Origin of the sequence: Megasphaera vaginalis (ex Srinivasan et al. 2021) (assembly GCF_000478965.1) — a bacterium.
Taxonomy (GTDB): Bacteria; Bacillota; Negativicutes; order Veillonellales; family Megasphaeraceae; genus Megasphaera; species Megasphaera vaginalis.
In genome coordinates this window covers 134986-154158 of record NZ_AWXA01000041.1, presented here as the reverse complement: position 1 = coordinate 154158, position 19173 = coordinate 134986, and the positions used below count along the sequence as shown (strand labels likewise).

Annotated in this window: 18 protein-coding genes and 1 pseudogene; 6 read left to right on the top strand and 13 right to left on the bottom strand. The window is 54.8% G+C overall.

The annotated features are described in order from the left end of the window. A pseudogene (locus HMPREF1250_RS07490) lies at positions 1 to 552 on the bottom strand (pyruvate:ferredoxin (flavodoxin) oxidoreductase); the annotation flags it as partial. A gap of 328 nt (positions 553 to 880) precedes the next feature. Further along, positions 881 to 2326: a beta-Ala-His dipeptidase gene (gene pepD / locus HMPREF1250_RS07485; RefSeq protein WP_023053937.1), complete on the bottom strand. Its 1446-nt coding sequence runs from the start codon at positions 2324 to 2326 to the stop codon at positions 881 to 883. A 237-nt stretch (positions 2327 to 2563) separates the two neighbouring features. On the opposite strand from pepD, the gene HMPREF1250_RS07480 reads away from it, so the two are divergent. From HMPREF1250_RS07480 to HMPREF1250_RS07460, 5 genes are all read left to right on the top strand, one after another. Further along, positions 2564 to 4645, top strand: coding sequence for an OPT family oligopeptide transporter (locus tag HMPREF1250_RS07480; protein WP_023053919.1), 2082 nt, complete (start codon positions 2564 to 2566; stop codon positions 4643 to 4645). A gap of 142 nt (positions 4646 to 4787) precedes the next feature. Continuing rightward, positions 4788 to 5183: a DUF488 domain-containing protein gene (locus HMPREF1250_RS07475; RefSeq protein ID WP_023053966.1), complete on the top strand. Its 396-nt coding sequence runs from the start codon at positions 4788 to 4790 to the stop codon at positions 5181 to 5183. Beyond that, positions 5170 to 6465 carry a phosphopyruvate hydratase gene (gene eno / locus HMPREF1250_RS07470; RefSeq protein ID WP_023053930.1) on the top strand — a complete coding sequence of 432 codons (1296 nt, stop codon included), beginning with the start codon at positions 5170 to 5172 and terminating at the stop codon, positions 6463 to 6465. Before HMPREF1250_RS07475 ends, eno begins: the two co-directional genes overlap by 14 nt. After that, complete coding sequence (locus tag HMPREF1250_RS07465) at positions 6465 to 7148, top strand: Crp/Fnr family transcriptional regulator (RefSeq protein WP_023054002.1); 684 nt, start codon at positions 6465 to 6467, stop codon at positions 7146 to 7148. Before eno ends, HMPREF1250_RS07465 begins: the two co-directional genes overlap by 1 nt. Before the next feature lie 137 nt (positions 7149 to 7285). Then, entirely contained in the window at positions 7286 to 7972 is a 687-nt protein-coding gene (locus HMPREF1250_RS07460; protein ID WP_023053954.1) for a DUF2249 domain-containing protein, read from the top strand. Positions 7973 to 7977: 5 nt separating this feature from the next. Here the strand turns inward: HMPREF1250_RS07460 and HMPREF1250_RS07455 are convergent, their stop codons facing one another. Both HMPREF1250_RS07455 and HMPREF1250_RS07450 read right to left on the bottom strand, forming a co-directional pair. Further along, complete coding sequence (locus HMPREF1250_RS07455) at positions 7978 to 8574, bottom strand: phosphatase PAP2 family protein (protein ID WP_023054056.1); 597 nt, start codon at positions 8572 to 8574, stop codon at positions 7978 to 7980. A gap of 142 nt (positions 8575 to 8716) precedes the next feature. Further along, positions 8717 to 9862, bottom strand: a complete 1146-nt coding sequence (locus tag HMPREF1250_RS07450) for a glycerate kinase (RefSeq protein WP_023053914.1) — start codon at positions 9860 to 9862, stop codon at positions 8717 to 8719. A 158-nt stretch (positions 9863 to 10020) separates the two neighbouring features. Between HMPREF1250_RS07450 and HMPREF1250_RS07445 the strand changes: the two genes are divergently transcribed. Further along, positions 10021 to 11112, top strand: a complete 1092-nt coding sequence (locus tag HMPREF1250_RS07445; RefSeq protein ID WP_023054052.1) for a CdaR family transcriptional regulator — start codon at positions 10021 to 10023, stop codon at positions 11110 to 11112. 3 nt (positions 11113 to 11115) lie between these two features. Here HMPREF1250_RS07445 and HMPREF1250_RS07440 read toward each other — a convergent pair whose 3' ends face one another. From HMPREF1250_RS07440 to HMPREF1250_RS07400, 9 genes are read right to left on the bottom strand one after another with little or no spacing between them, the layout of a single operon-like run. Then, the gene (locus tag HMPREF1250_RS07440) at positions 11116 to 11838 is read right to left on the bottom strand and encodes an aspartate/glutamate racemase family protein (protein ID WP_023053920.1); all 723 of its coding nucleotides are present in this window, start codon (positions 11836 to 11838) and stop codon (positions 11116 to 11118) included. Between the two features lie 11 nt (positions 11839 to 11849). Then, positions 11850 to 13043, bottom strand: coding sequence for a [FeFe] hydrogenase H-cluster maturation GTPase HydF (hydF, locus tag HMPREF1250_RS07435; RefSeq protein WP_023053941.1), 1194 nt, complete (start codon positions 13041 to 13043; stop codon positions 11850 to 11852). Next, the gene (locus tag HMPREF1250_RS07430) at positions 13034 to 13549 is read right to left on the bottom strand and encodes an oxidoreductase nitrogenase component 1 domain protein (RefSeq protein WP_023053993.1); all 516 of its coding nucleotides are present in this window, start codon (positions 13547 to 13549) and stop codon (positions 13034 to 13036) included. Before HMPREF1250_RS07430 ends, hydF begins: the two co-directional genes overlap by 10 nt. A gap of 19 nt (positions 13550 to 13568) precedes the next feature. Further along, positions 13569 to 14318, bottom strand: coding sequence for an AAA family ATPase (locus HMPREF1250_RS07425; RefSeq protein ID WP_023053938.1), 750 nt, complete (start codon positions 14316 to 14318; stop codon positions 13569 to 13571). 14 nt (positions 14319 to 14332) lie between these two features. Next, on the bottom strand, positions 14333 to 15559 hold the full coding sequence (locus tag HMPREF1250_RS07420) for a nitrogenase component 1 (protein WP_023053999.1): 1227 nt from the start codon (positions 15557 to 15559) through the stop codon (positions 14333 to 14335). Next, positions 15556 to 16905 carry a nitrogenase component 1 gene (locus HMPREF1250_RS07415; RefSeq protein WP_023053972.1) on the bottom strand — a complete coding sequence of 450 codons (1350 nt, stop codon included), beginning with the start codon at positions 16903 to 16905 and terminating at the stop codon, positions 15556 to 15558. The genes HMPREF1250_RS07420 and HMPREF1250_RS07415 overlap by 4 nt, the downstream gene beginning before the upstream one ends. A 14-nt stretch (positions 16906 to 16919) precedes the next feature. Further along, complete coding sequence (hypE, locus tag HMPREF1250_RS07410; RefSeq protein WP_023054008.1) at positions 16920 to 17924, bottom strand: hydrogenase expression/formation protein HypE; 1005 nt, start codon at positions 17922 to 17924, stop codon at positions 16920 to 16922. Then, entirely contained in the window at positions 17925 to 18962 is a 1038-nt protein-coding gene (gene hypD / locus HMPREF1250_RS07405; protein ID WP_023053910.1) for a hydrogenase formation protein HypD, read from the bottom strand. Next, positions 18962 to 19168, bottom strand: coding sequence for a HypC/HybG/HupF family hydrogenase formation chaperone (locus HMPREF1250_RS07400; RefSeq protein ID WP_023053992.1), 207 nt, complete (start codon positions 19166 to 19168; stop codon positions 18962 to 18964). The genes hypD and HMPREF1250_RS07400 overlap by 1 nt, the downstream gene beginning before the upstream one ends. Positions 19169 to 19173: the final 5 nt, after the last annotated feature.

Genomic DNA, 19173 nt, shown 5'->3' with positions numbered 1-19173 from the left:
CTTTTGCACTTCATGGGACGTACGGAACCCATCGAAGAAATTCAAAATCGGCACACGGCAGGAAATAGCCGTAGCATGAACAACTGCCGCCAGATCCATAACTTCCTGTACGCTGGATTCAGCCATGATGCTGATGCCTGTACCGCGCATAGCCATAACGTCGTCATGGCCGGCAAAAATGGTATACCCGTTCGTGGCAACAGTACGGGAAGCAACATGGAAAACGCCGGGGAGAAGTTCACTGGTAACTTTGAACATGTTCGAAAGCATGATCATCATGCCCTGCGAGGAGGTAAAGGTCGTCGTCAGGGAGCCGGTGTTCAACGCGCCGTGCATAGCGCCGGCAGCGCCTTTTTCAGACTGCATTTCCTGCACCTGCACAGTTGTTCCGAATAAATTCTTGCGGCCGTGAGCTGCCCATTCATCGACATGTTCAGCCATCGGCGACGACGGTGTAATCGGGAAAATGGAAGCCAGTTCCGTAAATGCATAGGCAATATAGGCAGCCGCTTCATTCCCATCCATCGTTTTAAAAACTTTCTTGCTTGACATAAAAACTCACCCTCTCATGTGTTATATGAACATCACATAAAAAATGTGTACCGAGCATTAAACAAAGTATCAATAATATACTTTTTTAGTGCATCTTTTAACATTTTTCTGCTTTATATGCCCATTGTATATGAGAGCCATTTCGCAAGCAATAGATACACTCTCATTTTGAGAATGGAAAAAAGAGGCCAACAAGCAAAGAGGTGATACAAACGTGATAAATACCACGTTTGTATCACCTCTTTCATCTGGCACTATATTTAATACCAGATGAATACCACTTGCAAAAATTTTACAAAACCGTTCTAGACTCCACTTATTCGAGAATTTATTTCAACTTTCCGAGTATATCGATAATAATACGGACGAGTGTCGCCGCCGTATCCAGTTCAACCGATTCATCGGCGCTGTGAATGGCATGTGTCGTCGGCCCAACGGAAACGATGTCAAGCTTCGGATTCATAGCGAACAGATACCCCGTTTCTAAACCGCCGTGCATCGCTTCGATCCGCGCCTCCCTGCCGGTAACGCTGCGGAAAGAAGCTGCCATCAACGGAGTCAGCGTACTCTGCGGGTTAGCCGTCCAGGCCGGTTCCGGCTGTTCCATGTCGACGGAAAAACCGGTCAGTCGGGCCAGAACCGGCAGCGTCCTAGCAAATTCAAGGAGCCGCGCATCGGCAGAGGACCGGGGGAAATATTGGATCTTCACCGTGTCTTTCTCCGTCCTGATCGTTCCGAGACTTGCCGACAAATCCGGCAACGTCGGCAACTGCTGGTTCATGGCAAACACGCCGCAATGCAATAAGGTAATCAAATCGACGACAGCCTTTGTGTCGGCTGCCGAAAAGGTATCTGCCGGTAACGCACAAGGTGCGGCATGAACGGTCGCCTTCTTTTCAACGGCACCGTAGACTGTCGCGATTTCCTTCTCTTCTTCGACAGCAGCCCGCATGGCGGCAGCTACATCGCTTTGATCGAGAACAATGACGGCCGCCGCTTCTTCCGGAATTGCGTTGGCGGCAACGCCGCCGGTGATCTCAGCCAGGCGGTAATCAATACCGGCCGCCGCCAACCGTTGCAATACGGCGGCAACGGCTTTAACGGCATTACTCTTGCCGCGGTTGATCGTTTCGCCTGAGTGGCCGCCGAGAAAATCGGCCGCTTTGACCGTCAGCGCCGTATTGCCGGCAACGGCCTCTCTCGTAAGGCTGCGGCAGAAGTGGGTGTGAACGCTGCCGGCGGAACCGACGGCGATAACGTCAAGCGATTCGGAATCGCAATTAATAACATAGGTGGCATCGGCAACGTATCGAGGATCCAAATGAATGGCTCCCGTCATACCCGTTTCTTCATCAACAGTAAAAATCAAGCGGAGCGGCCCGTGTTCAATATCTTGTTGAATTAAAAAAAGTGCGATAGCGATCGCCATGCCGTCATCGGCCCCGAGACTCGTGCCGTCGGCGGAAAGAACGGTACCGTCGAGCTTCAGCCGAATCGGATCTTTCAGCGGATCGTAAGCAACGCCCGGTTTAGCGACACAGACCATGTCCATATGGCCTTGCAGAATGGTCAGCGGCACAGCTTCTTTTCCCTTCGTCGCAGGCACATCGGCGATGATATTGAATACCTCATCCTGCCGTCCTTGGATGCCGAGCTCGGCCAAACGTTCCATGATATAATTGCTGACTTCTTCTTCATGGCGCGACGGACGAGGATGCTTTGCCAAGCCTTCAAACTCCTTTAAGATTCCTTCCATAATCACGTTATCTTCCATTGAATATACCCTCCTTTTCGGAATGCACGTTTTTTATATTATACCACGTTTACTTCATCTCCTGCATAACAATATCCCCGTACGCCGGATATCTATCCCAAAAAGGCCAATAGATGATTTACAATTTATCCATTTTAAAATGACATATTTGCAAAGACAGTGTATACTATAGTGTGGTATTATTGTTTGTCAATATTATTATCATTTTACAATACTTTTCAAAAGGAGGAAAACGTTATGAATTCTCAACCCAACGTGACGGGAACGACTTATCCCACATTGCCGGAGTTGACGTTCCGCGGCATGTTTCTCGGCATGCTGATCACCGTCATCTTTACGGCTTCTAATGTGTACTTAGGCCTGAAAGTCGGCCTGACCTTCTCGTCATCCATTCCGGCGGCCGTCATCTCCATGGCCATCCTGCGCATGTTCAAGGATTCCAATATTTTGGAAAACAACATGGTACAGACACAGGCTTCAGCTGCCGGCACGCTATCGGCAATTATCTTTATTTTGCCAGGTCTCTTAATGCTCGGTTACTGGCAAGGGTTTCCCTTTTTGCAGACCCTCTTGCTTTGCGCCTGCGGCGGCTCTTTAGGGGTGCTCTTCACCATTCCCCTGCGCCGCGCCATGGTCGTCAACAGCGATCTGCCTTATCCGGAAGGCCTGGCCGCTGCGGAAATTCTGAAAGTCGGCAGTGATTCCCGTGCAAGCAAAGAGGATGACGCTGCTCAGAAAAAAGAAACCGGTATGAAGGATATTCTAAAAGGTACGGGACTGGCCGGTCTCTTCAGCCTCTGCGCCAACGGCTTCCACATTTTTTCATCCGAATTCAGCCATTGGATCCAAATCGGTAAAGCGACTACACAGCTTCCCCTCGGCTTCTCCATGGCTCTGCTCGGCGCCGGCTATCTGATCGGCATCGCCAGCGGTATCGCCATCTTAGTCGGTACACTGCTGGCTTGGGTCGTCTTCGTTCCTTATTTGACGAGCGTTCTCACCCCGGCCGACGGTCAGGCCGCCGCCGCTTTCGCCAAAGCCGTCTGGGCCCAAAAAGTCCGCTTCATCGGCGCCGGTTGCATCGGTATCGCCGCTATTTGGACCTTACTTCGCCTTCTGAAACCCGTAATTGACGGCATCAAGATGTCGATTGACGCGATCCGCTCCAACGATACGGAAGAAAAACAGCTGCTTCACCATACCGATATCGACATGACGCCAAAATCTGTCGGTCTCGTTTTCCTGGCCATCGTCATCGGTCTTTTGATCACCTTCTGGAGCTTCGTCGGCTCCGCCGGCCTGCCGACTACCGTCACGATCGTCTACATTGTCGTCGGTATCCTCGTCGCCATGCTCATGGGCTTCTTCGTCGCCGCCGCCTGCGGCTACATGGCCGGCTTGATAGGTACGTCTGCCAGCCCGATCTCCGGCATCGGTATCCTCGGTATCATCGTTTCGTCCCTCGTCGTCTTGGGCATCGGTTCATCCTTCGGGGTCTTTGAAACGGCAGAAGGAACGAAATTCGCAACGGCACTGGCCATTTTCATTACCAGCGTCATCGTCAGCGTCGCCGCTATTTCCAACGACAACCTGCAAGATTTGAAGACGGGCTATATCGTCGGCGCAACGCCGTGGAAACAGCAGGTGGCCTTGATTCTCGGCTCCATCATCGGCGCTTTCGCCATCGCGCCTGTTCTCAATCTGCTCTATCAGGCTTACGGCTTCACCGGCGCCCTGCCCCGCGCCACCATGGATCCGTCGCAAGCGCTGGCTGCACCGCAGGCAACCTTGATGACCACTATCGCACAAGGCATCTTCGATTCCAGTCTTGACTGGACATATATTCTCTTCGGTATCGGTGTCGGTATCGCCGTCATCATTGTTGATATGCTGTTAAAGAGCAATACCAAATCCCTCGCGTTGCCGCCCCTTGCCGTCGGCATGGGCATCTACCTGCCGCCGACCTTGGAAATTCCCCTGGTCATCGGCTCCGTCATCGGTTATTTTCTGAACCGGCATCTCCATACCCGCGCGGCACAACGCAGTCCTGGTCACGAAAAAGAAGATGTTGATGCCTGCACGCATCGCGGTGTCCTTTTCGCCTCCGGCCTGATCGTCGGCGAAAGCTTGATCGGCGTCATTATCGCCATCGTCATCGTCATCTCCATTACCTCTGGCGGCAGCGAAGATCCCCTTGCCCTCGTCGGCAAAGACTTCAGCAGCACAGCCGATATGCTCGGTCTGCTCGCCTTTGTCCTTTCCATCGTATATTTCATTCACCACGTCGTCTCGACAAAATTTACGGCTGAAGAAAAATAATGCTTTGCCGGAAAAGACGAACTGACTTTCATCAGTTCGTCTTTTCTTGTTTTTTTATGATTTTATACAATAATTTATCATTTGACCGGTAGCTAGATCGACGGATTTCATATATACTTAAAAACGAAAGAAGGTATGCCGGATGGGAACAATTCATTGGAAGCGCGTTTACGAAGAAGCGACAGCCGAAGACGGCTGCCGTATTCTCGTCGATCGCCTCTGGCCGCGCGGTTTATCGAAGGAAAGGGCGGCAATCGCCATTTGGGCGAAAGCCGTCACGCCGTCAACGACGCTGCGCAAAGCTTATCACAACGGCGAAATAGGCTACGAAGAATTCATTGTCTCCTATAATCGTGAATTGGACGAACAGCCAGATCTCCCTGATTTCATCAACACTGTACACGCCTGCCTGAAAACAGGTAACGTAACCTTCGTGTACGCCGGCAAACAGGTGGAAAAGACACAGATTCCGACATTGCGCCGCCGCATAAGCGAAGGGTTAAAACGAAAGGAAGTAGATGCTAATGGAAATGATTAAAATTGAAGCTGTTTACGGCCGTGAAATTATCGATTCCCGCGGAAATCCGACAGTGGAAGCCGAAGTCGTCCTGACCGACGGCACCGTCGGCAGAGGCACGGCGCCGAGCGGCGCTTCGACGGGACAGTTTGAAGCCTTAGAACTGCGCGACGGCGACAAGAGCCGCTTCGGCGGCAAAGGAGTGCTGACTGCCGTCGAAAACATCAATACCGTTATCAACGACGCGCTTCTCGGCGCCGATCCGTTTGACATGTACGGCATTGACCGCATCATGAGGGAAGCCGACGATACGAAGGATAAATCGAAGCTCGGCGCAAACGCTATCCTCGCCGTCTCCATCGCCTGCGCCAAAGCGGCCGCCAATGCGCTGAACATTCCGTTATACCGTTATCTCGGCGGAGTCGCCGGCAATCGCCTGCCCGTGCCGATGATGAATATCCTCAACGGCGGCGCCCATGCCGCAAACACGGTAGACGTACAGGAATTTATGATCATGCCTGTCGGCGCCCTTTCCTTCCGCGAAGGACTCCGTTGGTGCACCGAAGTCTTCCACGCCTTGGCCACTCTGCTGAAAGCGAACGGCTTAGCTACTTCCGTCGGTGACGAAGGCGGCTTTGCGCCCGACCTCGGCAGCGATGAAGAAGCGATCCGTTATATTCTCGACGCCATCGAAAAAGCGGGCTACACGCCGGGCGAAGATTTCGTCCTGGCCATCGATGCCGCATCCAGCGAATGGAAAAGCGCTAACGTCGGCGAATATATTCTGCCGAAGGCAGGCACCAAATATACGTCCGGCGAATTGATTGCCCATTGGAAATCACTCGTTGAAAAATACCCGATCTACTCCATTGAAGATGGTCTCGATGAAGAAGACTGGGACGGCTGGAAAGAAATGACGGCCACTTTAGGCGATAAAGTACAGCTCGTCGGCGACGATCTCTTCGTCACCAACACGGAACGCCTCGGCAAGGGCATTGCCAACGGCAGCGCCAACTCGATCCTGATCAAATTAAACCAGATCGGTTCCGTTACCGAAACGCTCGATGCCATCAAAATGGCTCACCACGCCGGTTTCACAGCCATCGTTTCCCATCGTTCCGGCGAAACGGAAGATACGACGATTGCCGATCTCGCCGTCGCCTTGAATGCCGACCAGATCAAAACCGGCGCGCCGAATCGAAGCGAACGCGTCGCCAAATACAATCAACTCTTGCGCATTGAAGAAGAACTCGGGGATAGCGCCGTCTATGCCGGATTCGACGCCTTTCTCCAGAAACACTGATGCCGCCGGCAGGGCAAATTCCCGAACATTGCGCCCTCTGCCGCACCTTATCGCCGTCGCAGCGCGAAACGTTACGTTGCAACCGCTACAGCCGTGTCCGCACCTATGCCGCCAGTGAGCGCATTTTTTGGGAAGGAGACGTGCCGGACAGCATGCTCCTGCTGCTGCAAGGCGCCGTTTTGATCGCCAAAGATACGCCGTCAGGAAAACAGATGGTTTTTGCACACATTACGGAGCCGGGCGATCTGATCGGCGAAATCTATGCATTCATGAGACAGCCGACGTATGACAAAAATGCCGTCGCCGCCGAAAACACCGCGATCCTTGCCATCAATCAGGCGATCTTTCACGATCCGGATCCGTCTGTTCAGGCCATTACGGCCGTACTGCAACAAAATTTGCTGACAATTTTCGCGCAAAAAGCGTACATGATGAGCCGCAAGCTGATGATCCTCAGCAGCACTACACTGCGTGAAAAACTGGCTCGTTTCATCCTGAGCCAGCCATTGACAGGTTCTACATTGCCGCTTTCGCTGACGCGGGAAGAACTGGCCGCCTACCTGAACGTGGCCAGGCCGTCACTGTCCCGTGAATTGGGACGGATGGCTGCAGAAGGGATTATCTCCTGCCAAAAAAACAGCATCACCGTTTTACAACAGGAAAAATTGGCAGCGTATATTTGACAAAAGACTGCCGGAATATAATTCCGGCAGTCTTTTGTTATTTTGTAACTTATGTTACAGAAAAAACAGCTTCCCTTTCGTATACTAATCGCGTAAGGAAATGTATCTGCTTTCCAAAAAACGAAAGGATGATTTTTATGGCATTTGAAAACTGGCAAGATAAAATGAATACATTCAAGACGATCGACGTCCGCCACGTACAAGGAAACTTCTTTCCGGGCCTGCAAAAACAGGCCGCGGCTTTAAAAGAAGGGGAAGGGCTGACCATCATTCAGACTTTTGAACCTCGCCCTCTCTATGAATCCCTGGCAGCGATGGGGTTTGAATACCACACCGAACAAACAGGCGAAACCGAATTCCACACGTACTTCTGCCGCACGAAGGTAAGCGAGTCGGCAGCGCCGCCGTTCCGGCCTCTGGCCCTGCTGAACTATCCCCTGATTGACGAAGGCCTCGGCAAAATCGCCGTTGACTTCTGGGATCTCACGTGGAATGACGCGAAACGCAGCTTATCGTACGAAATGCGCCTTTTGCTTTCGCTGGCCAATGCCGTCGGCGCCGGACGCATCCGCCAAGCGACGCGGGAGCTCGTCAAAGCGTATGTTCACGGCCTTGATTCGGCGGCGCTAGACGATGTTTTCGAGCTTCTCGCCTGGAATCAGGGCATCGGTTTTTTCAGCTCCGAAATCGGCCCGTCCCCGCTCTTCCAAGCCTACAAGCTGATTAAAAACAGCGAAAAAAAGGGCGACGACCGCGCGGAGATCATCGCCGCATTGTTAGCCAAGTTCGGAGAAAAAAATCCTGAAGTCACGGTGCAGTCGTAACGCTGTTACCGATCGGACCGGCGCCGTTGCAGAAAAGCGGGCGCAAGATCGTCCGTAACGTAAGCCAAGAAGTGCAGAAGACACTTGGAAAACCGCTGAAACGGCGCAAAAGATACGGTAAAGGCATAACTGAAGAGCCCTACAGCGATACCGCCAATCAAATCTGACACATAATGGAGACGGCAGGCCACGCGGCTCAGTCCTATGACCAGCGTGACGATCGCTAAAAACGGCGCCGCCTGACTGTGGCAGTGAAAGGCCGCAGCCGTAACGACGGCGCCGTTCATGGTATGATTGCTGGGAAATGACGGATTGTCTTTATGCGTTATCCAAGCTTTCTTTCGCCGCGTCACGAAAGGGCGCGGCCGCGGCCAAAAGCGGCCGATACCGAAGGAAAACCCCGACGCAGTCGCTACGGCAACCAAGGTATGGACTAAAGAAAGACGCCTTCGTTCCCGTTCTATGCCGCCGTAAAACCAGGCGACGGCTCCGTAAAGCAGGTATAGGAGAAAGGCGAACTTGGCGATTAGCCGTACGCCCGTCCGAATCATCTCCCGTTGTTTGACCAACAAAAAAATACCGGCCATGAACGGTCCCATCATCACCACTCCTTTCCTACTGATGTTTTCTATCATACCGATTGCCGCCGTATTTGTAAATACGAAAAGACCGCCGGCCCGGCGCAAGATAATCCACGATCTCGCACCGGGCCGGTTTCGTCGCCTCCAAGGCCATGAGAAATGCTTAAATGGTATGTATGGCCGTCGCCAACAGGCGAAAGACTTGTTCCACCGTATCGATCATATTTTGCCGCGCCGTTTCCGGCTTGAGGCACTCCGCCAGCGATTCCGTTCGCTGCAGGATCGGGAAATAGGCGTCGATGCCGTGCTCATTGCAGGTCTTCGCAGCCGGCGTAACGCAGCCGGCAAAGGCGACGACAGGCTTACCGTATTTTTTCGCCATGGCAGCAACGCCGATCGGAGCCTTGCCCATGACGGTCTGGCCGTCAATGCGGCCTTCGCCAGTAATGACCAAATCGGCAGTCTTCACGTAATCTTCCAGACGCGTTTCATCTAAAACAATCTGTATACCCGATTCAAGTACGGCATTGGTAAAGGTCAGAAAAGCAAAACCTAATCCGCCGGCAGCGCCCGTTCCCGATCGTTGCGGATCGGCCCGGCTAAAAGACCGACCGGCTAACGCGGCGTATTGTTTCAGCCAGCCGTCCATCGCCGTGATCATCGCCGGCGTCGCTCCCTTCTGCGGTCCGAAGACGGCGCTGCAGCCGGCTGTGCCGCACAGCGGATTGGTCACGTCACAGGCAATGCGGAAAGTGCAGTCACGCAGTTCCGGCAGTACTTCATCCTGCGTAATCGTTGCCAACTCTTTGACGCCCATAGCGCCGAAGGGGACCTGCCGTCCCTCATGATCGAGCATGCCGTAGCCCAAGGCCTGCAACATGCCCACGCCGCCGTCATTCGTCGCCGAGCCGCCGATGCCGACGATAAAACGGCGACAGCCCTGTCCAATGGCATGGCGAATTAATTCTCCGACGCCATATGTCGTCGTATACAGCGGATTCCGCTTAGCGGCGTCAACCAAAGTAAGACCGGCGGCAGCCGACATTTCGATCACCGCCGTATCGCCGCGAACGATGCCGTACACGGCCCGGACCGGTTCGCCTAAAGGACCGGTAACGGAGACGGTCTGCAGCGCGCCGCCCATGCCGTGCGTTAAGGCCTCCACCGTACCTTCACCGCCGTCAGCCAAGGGCCTGATCACGACATCGGCATTTTGTTGCACGCGGCAAATAGCCGTTCGAATGGCATCGCCCGCTTCCAATGACGACAGACTCCCTTTTAATGAATCGATCGCTATTACTGTTTTCATGGCAAACCTCCTTATTGATGGTATGGCCTGTTGTCTTTATCATACTGTTCTTCTTATCCTCTTGTATATGTTGTTAAGACCAATTATACGGTGTAATATAATACATATATCAGTCTATAGACTAATATAAAAATGATAAAAACCAAGAGGAAACTGCAATGCTATCCAATCATATCAGCCGGCGCTTAGCTCAACAGATCGTCGACACCGTCAAGGACACCTGCACCTACGATGCAAACTATATCAGCCCTGACGGAATAATTTACGCCAGTACCGATGCGAAGCGCGTCGGCACGTACCACGAAATCGGCCACACCGTCGCCAAAGAAGGAACGGCCATTGAAGTTACGGAGGAAAATGTATTTTACGGCACTCACTGCGGCGTCAATCTTCCTTTCACCTATCACGGCAAGCTGATCGCCGTCATCGGCATCACCGGTGCGCCGGAAAAGGTGCGGCGGTATGCCTACTTGGCCCAGCGAATCACGACGCTCATCTTACGGGAGCAGGAGTTGGAAGCAAAGGCACATACCGAACGAACCCACACACGCTATATTGCTCAAAGTTTGCTGCACGGCCCGCTGCCGGCGCACGAATTCCTCGTCGCTTACATACGCCTGTCCTTGACAGAACCGTATCGTTGTCTTCTCATTGAATTGAATCATCACTACAATCCTGCCAATCTGTCGATGATCGAACAACGGGTATATGCGGCGTTTAAGCAAACGGGAACGGTCTTTTACTTGGCGGAGTATCCGAATCATTATATCTTGCTCAGCGAAGAGTCTCGCTATCAAACGTGGCATCGTGCCTTAAAAAAATTGGCGCAGGAAAACAAAGGCATCATTCGGCTGGCGATCGGGACGCCGCACCAGTTGGAACAAGTCAGGCAGTCCTACGAAGAAGCGCTGATCGTCTTGCAGTCTCTGCCGGCGGCGCTTGCTGTCGGCCGCTACGAAACGTTGACGCTTGAGCTGTTGATCGGTTCCCTCTCCGAGTCGCAGCGGCGCTGTTACCTGACCAATACCGTCGCTAATCTCCGTGAAAAAGAACGGCGTTATCTCATGGCCTATTTTGAACATAATCTGTCCCTGCAAGGAGCGGCCGCTTCGCTCTTTATTCATAAAAATACCTTAACCTATCATTTGCAAAAAATCAAAAATGCCACCGGATACGACCCTCATCGGTTCAAGGACGCCGTTGCACTCTATCTCGGCTGCAAAATCGCGGCTGACCGAAAAAGACAGTAGAGGTTATTCCTCTACTGTCTTTTTTAACGATTCCGCCGCTAATATCTGCCGAACAAGTTCGGCAATATGGAGCCGCATCGTATCCAAATACGGTACGGGGCTGCTGACATCTTTAAAGGCCAGCGGCAGCTCCGTACAACCTAAGATGACGGCTTCCGTTCCCTCTTGCCGCGCCAGTCTCCGGGCAATGTCGCCCAATTTTGCCTGCGTTTCCTCACGAACGATGCCGAATTCCAGTTCTTTTTCAATCGCTTCTTTCATAAAGCCCCGTTCTTCTGCCGTCGGAATGACGACACGAATACCGTGTCGACGGAAGGGAGCTTTGAAGAAGTCTTCTTCCATCGTAAAAATCATCCCCAAGAGCGCGACCTGCTTCATGCCGGCAGCCACGGCAGCCTGACAGGTCACTTCCACGCTGCTGACGAGGGGAATGGGCGAGCGGCGCTGCAGCTCGTCGAAAACGAGGTGCGGCGTATTGCCTGTCAATGCGGCAAAATCGGCGCCGGCACCGGCCAAATTGGCAATGCCTTTGCCGACATAGTCGATAAGGCCATAGTAATCTTTCGTCGAACAATACGAAAGAATCTTGAAAACATTGAGACTTTCGATCGTCAAATTAGGAAAAAAAGGGCGTCCCTCCGCCTGTTGCACAGCCGAAACGATTTCTTTATAATACAGCACCGTCGATTCCGGCCCGATGCCGCCGATCAATCCGAGTTTATTCATCGTGCATCACCTCATAACGTCTTGTATACATCAGGAAAGACACGGACGCTTCGCTTTAAGATCCCCGTCACGTAGGCAATAAAAATCCCGTAATTCGTCATGGCTACACCTTGGTCCGCCGCACATTTCATGCGGTACTGCACTTCCCGCTCATTAAGCATACAACTGCCGCAATGAATAATCAACTCATACGGGGACAGATCGTCGGGAAATTCCGTACCGCTCGCCGTTTCGAACGTGATCGCCGCACCGGTATGTCGCTGCAGCCAGCGCGGAATTTTCACCGTGCCGATGTCATCGCATTGGCGATGATGCGTACAGCCTTCGGCAATCAGCACCTTGCTGTGATCATGCAGCGTCTCGACGGCCGTCACGCCGCGGACGGCGCTGGCTAACAGTCCTTTATGCCGAGCCATAAGGATCGAAAAAGACGTCAGCAAGATCGAATCGGGCGTCTGCGCCGCCACCGTTTGAAAGGCCTGACTGTCGGTGATGACTAAGGCCGGCGCCGTGCCGAGACGGGTCAGCGTCGCGGCGACTTCGTTTTCTTTGACGACGACAACGACGGCGTCACTGTCCAGGACTTCACGGATCGTCTGCTGCTGCGGCAGGATCAGACGGCCCTTCGGCGCCGCCGAATCGATGGGTACGACGAGAAGCACCAGATCGTGCGGCTTAATCAGATCGGCCACAATAGGCACACGTTCACTGTTTGGCACGGTGGCGCCAAGGCGTTCTTTTAATTCCCAAATACCGGCGCCCGTAGCGGCGCTGACGGCCAGTTCCCGCTCGCCGCCGAGGTGCGGCGCTTGCAGATCGGTCTTGTTCCAAACGAGCAGATATGGGATTTTTTTCGCTTCGATCAGAGCGATGATCTCCTCATCGACAGGACGCAACCCGACGGTACTGTCGACGATGACGACGGCGATATCCGTCTTGTTCAACACGTGCCGCGTCTTTTTCACGCGCAGTTCACCTAGCTTGCCCGTATCGTCAAAGCCGGGCGTATCGATGATCATGACCGGCCCGAGCGGCAAGAGTTCCATGGCCTTGTAAACGGGATCCGTCGTCGTCCCCTTCGTCTCGGAAACAATCGCCAGATTCTGCCCCGTTACGGCGTTGACAACGCTCGATTTGCCGGCATTGCGGCAACCGAAAAACCCGATATGCAGCCGCTCTCCTGACGGCGTATCATTTAATCCCATCCGTACTCCCCCTCTTCCGGCAGATAGCGGGACCGCCCGTCGGCAGCGGCGAGTTTCAACGCCGCCGTCACCGCGTCGTTCAAAGCCGCGGCGGCGACATAAGGCTGTCCGAACCGTTCCTGCAAAACGGCGGCCGCCGGCAGGCCTGCCGCCGTGACGACGAGATTGGCGGCCGCTGCCCCGGCTCGAACAAGGTCGTCAAAATCGCCGCCGCAGCCCCATACGCCATGTACGATAAACCCCTGACGCTGCAAAAAACGCACGGCGTCCCGCCTCTGTTCCGGCGAAATAACGCCAAGTAAATTGATCTTTTTCGGCGGCGCCGCCGCTGTAAAGTCCGCCTGCCACGAGCAACATTGCGACGTCACCGGCGCAGTTGGACAGTCCGCCGCGCAATGACGGGCCACGTAGGCCAGACAGGCGGCGCCGTCAAGCCCTGCCGTAGCCAGCTGTACAGCCAGCGGAAGCCGTCGTATGCGGCGCAGTTGATCCTGTTCCTTCTCCACAAACTCGCTCCTTCCCGTCTCAGTCATCGGCGACCAACGTTGCGGCGAAATCCATATACGTCTGACTGACCGGCAGCGTGCGGTCTCCTTCGACGACGGTCATGCCGCGGTCTTCGTAATACTGAATCTCTTTGCTCCGCGGAATATCGGCAACGATGGGAACACCGCACGCGTCGGCAAAGACGCGAACGCGCTCGTACTCGGCATCGACGTCGCGCCGATTGAGGATAATTCCCTTGACTTGCGCATAGCCGCGGTCGCGAAAATTCCGCACGGCCCGATAGATATTGGCAGCCGCATAAAGGGACATCTTTTCCCCGGATGTGACGATAAATATTTCCTTGGCGTAGCCGTCGCGAATAGGCGACGAGAAGCCGCCGCAAACGACGTCGCCAAGCACATCGTAGAGAACCACGTCAGGCCGGATCCGCTCAAAAACCTCGAGTTCTTCGAGCAAATCGAAGGTGGCAATAATGCCGCGGCCGGCACAGCCGAGGCCCGGCGTCGGCCCGCCCGTTTCGATACAAAAAACGTTGCCGTAACCGTATTTTCCCAAATGATCGAAATCAGGCGCCGCCGTATACTTCCGATAATAGTCCATAACCGGCATGACGGGCTCCCCGTGAAGCAGATTAAGCGTCGAATCGGCCTTCGGATCACAGCCGATCTGAATGACTTGCCGCTGCAGAAGCGCCAGCGCCGCCGCCACGTTGGCAGTCGTCGTCGACTTGCCGATGCCGCCTTTACCGTAAATGGCAACTTTCCTCATTGCAGAGTCCTCCCTTACAAGTTCTTTTCATCAGCCCACGCCTCCATGGCGCTGCCGATGAAAAGGGGAATATCCCGACGGTAATGCCGTCCCGAATACGCTTCATGGGGAAAGGAGATGAACTTTCCCGCTTCTTCCGGCAAGAGCCGGCTATAAATGGGATCGGCAATAACACGCCGTCCTTTGCGGCATTCGCTGCGCAACACGTCTTCGACGCTGACGACGGCAATGTCCGTTAAGAGCAGCGACGGCGCATCGGCCATAGGGCAAATGAGCCGGATCGACGCCGACGGCTGCCGCCGCCGCAGGAACTGCCGCAGCGACAGGAGCCAGACGGGCTCGCCGATCAGTACCAGATCGCAAGGGCTGTCGTCATACACCTGCTCCGCCTTCCAGGCATTCAACTCCGCCATGGCATGCTTCGCCTTCAGCCGCTTTTCCGTTCCCCTGAGTCCGGTCAGATACGCCGTGTCGCCGCGCTGCAGTGCGGCAATCCAAGCCGCTTCACCGGCAGCGCCGACGGGAATGCCGACGACATACGGGATGCCATATGCTTCTTGCATATATTGCGCCAAGTAAAAACCGGTCGCTGAAACGACAGCATTGACGTCGGCATCAGCCGCCTGCGCCAACCGCTCGGGACCATCTCCCATAGACCATGACGACTGCAGAAGCAGCCCCCGATCAGCAAGCAGTTTTTTCAACGTCGTCGCATTGCCGACAACGGAAAAATCCAGAGGCGTCAGTCCCAGAAGATTGACGCGCCGCGCCGGCAGCTGCGGCGCCTTCGTCGGCTCCCGGAGAAACCGTTTGGCATAGGCCACATACGCTTCGCCGGCGCCGGGCAGATAACTGTGAATACCGTCGGTACGGAACCCGAAAGTCGGAATCCCCGTCCGCCTTTCCGTCACCTTTTCGATTCCTTGAAAATCCGTACCGATGGCGTTGGGCATCGGACTGCCGCCGATGGCGATGAACTGCGGGCGCGTCTCTGCCGCGGCAGCGGCAATATCGTCGATGAGCCGGCTGTCATCGCCTTGCACCGCGTCAATTTCACGCAGACCCGAAATATAGATCATGCTCGGCGTATCGTACCATCGCGGCTCGTCATGCGTATTATATGTCGAATTACACCCGGACGCATCGTGCATGACGATCAGCCCGCCCAACTCGAAAAGCGCCGACGTCATGCCGAAAAGGTCGACGGCATACGTAGAAAGCACGCGCTGTGCCTGTTTCACCCGCGACACCCCCAAGCTTTAATTTGAATAATGGACCGTACATCTTTTGTTTCTTCGCCGGCGTCGCCGATCAGGTCGAGAAGCTTCAAGATGCCGACGTAACCATATAAACCGCTGTTTTCGATAAGATTGACGAAATGCGGCGTATTCGTAAAATATGCCGCCATCTGCCCGATTGCCAACACCTTCCCGTACCGTTCATTATCATCCCGTTTCAACAACCGCCGCTTGTAGTGCGACGTCGACCGCAGCGACAGGTGCGGATAAGCGCTTTGCAGGTACCGGAAATCAGCCTCTTCGTCACAACTGATACTGTCGAGATAAACGGCATAGACGGAAAAACCGCGGTCAAGCAGAAAACGGGCCAAGCTCAACGGTCTGGGCGTCGCCGTATAGTCAATGGCGACGGGCGTCTTGCCGACGCGCGCCAGCAATGCCTTCGCCTTCGTCTCGATGGCCCGCTCATAGCCGTCCGTATCCGGCAATTCCAGCGCGAAACGCTCGGCGACGCGGCGCAAATTGGCCCGCAGTTCTTCGTAAGAATACGTATAAGGCACGTAAATCGCTTCCTGGCCGAGACGGCGCTCCAGATCTTTCGCCGCCGCCGCCGCATTAGGCAAAAAATAAAGATTGGCCGCGGCGCTTCCCAGATTTTTATACTGTTCATACGTTTTGCAGGCGGCAAAATCTTGGATTTCCCACTTGCTGCCGCGCAACATGACCGTCAATTCATTTTCGGCATCGACAGGATAGTAATTGACGATAACATTGACGGCCCGGCGGCGCGGCAGTTTCGTCACGGCCCGCAGCAGCTGCCGCCGTCCCAGGACATCTGGCGTAAAACGGCGTTGCAGTGTCGGAATCATGTAGCCGTCAATAAAATCGATATCGGGAAAACGGCGCCGCAACGCCCCGTAAACGACGTGCAGGTCGATGTGCATAAAATGCTGCATGCAGCTCGTAAACCCTTCGACACATTTGGGCCGGTGCGGCAGATTTTCAATGATATGCGCAATGCCGTCGATCATCATTTCTTCCAGATTTCCTTTAATGATATTTTCATTAGTCAAGGTCACCATGGAAAACCGTGCAGCGCCGCCCGGCACCTCGTCGGCCGAAAGGACGACGCCATGCAGGCAGCAGGCGCAGCAGACGTAAATCTCGTGGCATTCGGGAATGAGCAACGGCGAGTGGGCAATCGTCCAATGGCCGCGCGCCGGCGACGCATATTGCAGCCCGATCCGAAAAGGGCGCGGATAAGCCGCGTCGCCAATCCGTATTTCGGCACCGTCAGGCGTCACTACAGGCGAAATAACGTCGGGATGTATTTCGTTTTCATAAATCATCGTTCTCTCCCGTTTCAGCAAATCCGCGGCAGCAGCTCTCCGCCGGGAGGCGGCAGCAGCGTCTGCGCACCGATTTCCGTCGTCACTGTTACCTGCCCGGCGAATTCGGCAGTTACCGTGCCGATGACGGCGGCGTGCTGCGAATACGGCCCCTGCCGCAGCACGTCGACAAGCGTAGCGGCATGTTCCTGCGGTGCAATGATAACCAATCTTCCTTCACAGGCGAGATAAAGCGGTTCCAACCCGAGCATGCCGCAAACGCCGCGGACAGCCGGAGCCACGGGAACGGCAGAGCCGTCGAGCCGGATACCGACGCGGCTCTGGCCGGCAATTTCGTAAAGAACCGTACCGACGCCGCCGCGCGTAGCATCGCGCAGAACATGAAGGTCTTTCGTCACGGCAAAGAGCGACTCCACGGTCTGCCACAACGGTGCGCAATCGCTGTCGACTTCGGCATTGATGCCGTATTTATCGCGGGCCAACAAAATCGTACAACCATGGCGGCCGACATCGCCGCTGACAATAACGGCATCACCCGGTTTAGCCAGCGATCCTGACGTTTGAATACCGTCCTGCACGACGCCGATGCCGGTCGTCGTGATAAAGAGATTGTCCACCTGCCCTTTGCCGGCTACCTTCGTATCACCGGCGACGATGCGGACGCCGGCCGCGGCAGCCGTCTCCGCCATCGCCGCCGCGTACGTTTCCACCTTCGCCAGCGGAAATCCTTCTTCAATGACGAAGGCACAGGAAAGATACAGGGGCTTAGCCCCCATGCAAGCGAGATCGTTGACGGTGCCGCAGATACTCAGTTTGCCGATATTGCCGCCCTTGAATTCAGGCGGCGAAACGATAAAGCCGTCCGTCGTAAACGCCAGCTTCTCCTGTCCGATCGACAGGATTGCCGCATCGTCACCGGTAAATTCAGGATTCGAAAAATGAGCTTTAAAAACACTGTCGATCAACGCCGCCGTCTTGGCGCCGCCGGCGCCGTGAGCCAATGTAACTACTGTATCCATTTAAATTCCTCCGTATTGATAAAAGGCCGCACACGTCCCTTCGTGCGACACCATGCAGGCGCCAACGGCGTGGTCCGGCGTGCAGGCCTTGCCGAAAACGGGGCAATCGACGGGCCTGCATTTACCTTGCAGCACGTCGCCGCAGCGGCAGGCCGGATTCGCCTTGCCCGCCTGCTTTGGCACAGCGAACTTCAGGCGGCTGTCGTACGCCGCGTAGGCTGCGCGCAGTTGCAGGCCCGAGCTCGGAATCACGCCGAGACCGCGCCATTCCGTATCACACAGTTCCATGACGCCGTCGATAATAGCCTGTCCCTTCGGACTGCCTTCACGTCGCACGACACGGGGATAGCAGTTTTGAAAGAAGGGCTCGCCGGCCCCGCTCTTGACGACGATATACGCTAACGCCGTAAGCAGTTCTTTCGCCGTAAAACCGGCGATTACGCCGGAGATGCCCTGTGTCGCCAGTTCCTCACAAATCGCCGTGCCGATGACCGCATGAACGTGGCCGGGATAGATAAAGGCGTCACAGCTGCCGGCCATGGCACGATACGCGTTGGGCATCGTCTTATTCGCCGTCAACAGAGAAAAGTTCGTCAGTCCCGCCGCTTCAGCCTGCTGCACGGCAAGACAGGCCGCCGGCGCCGTCGTCTCAAAACCGACGGCCAAAAAGACGACTTCTTCCTCGCCGTGAGCCGCCGCATACATCACCGCATCTTGCGGCGCATAGACGGGTTCAATGCGAGCGCCGCAGCTGCGCGCAGCAGCCAGATTCAGCTGCGTTCCCGGTACGCGGATTAAATCGCCGAAAGTGCAAATCGTAACGCCCCGTTCCAGCGCCAGCCAAATCGCTTCGTCGATAAAGGAAACCGGCGTCACGCAAACCGGACAGCCCGGACCGGAAATCAATTCCAGCGCCGGCGGCAGGAGCTGCCGAATACCGAGGCGGAAAATTTCATGCGTATGCGTGCCGCACACTTCCATGATCCGCAGCGGCTTGCCGTCGTAACGGATCACGATATCATAAGCCTGGCGGGCCATTATAAGTCCTCCAAGAGAGCCGTCGTTTCAGCTTCATCATCTGCCGTAATCTTGGCGATCGCCATCCCGGCATGAATCATGACATAATCGCCGGGATCGAGTTCGTCAAGCAATTCGGCCGACACTTCACGCCGTGCCCCAGACGCATCGACCAATACCATATCTTTATTTACCTTCACAACACGTGCCGCCAAGCCTACACACATGAAAA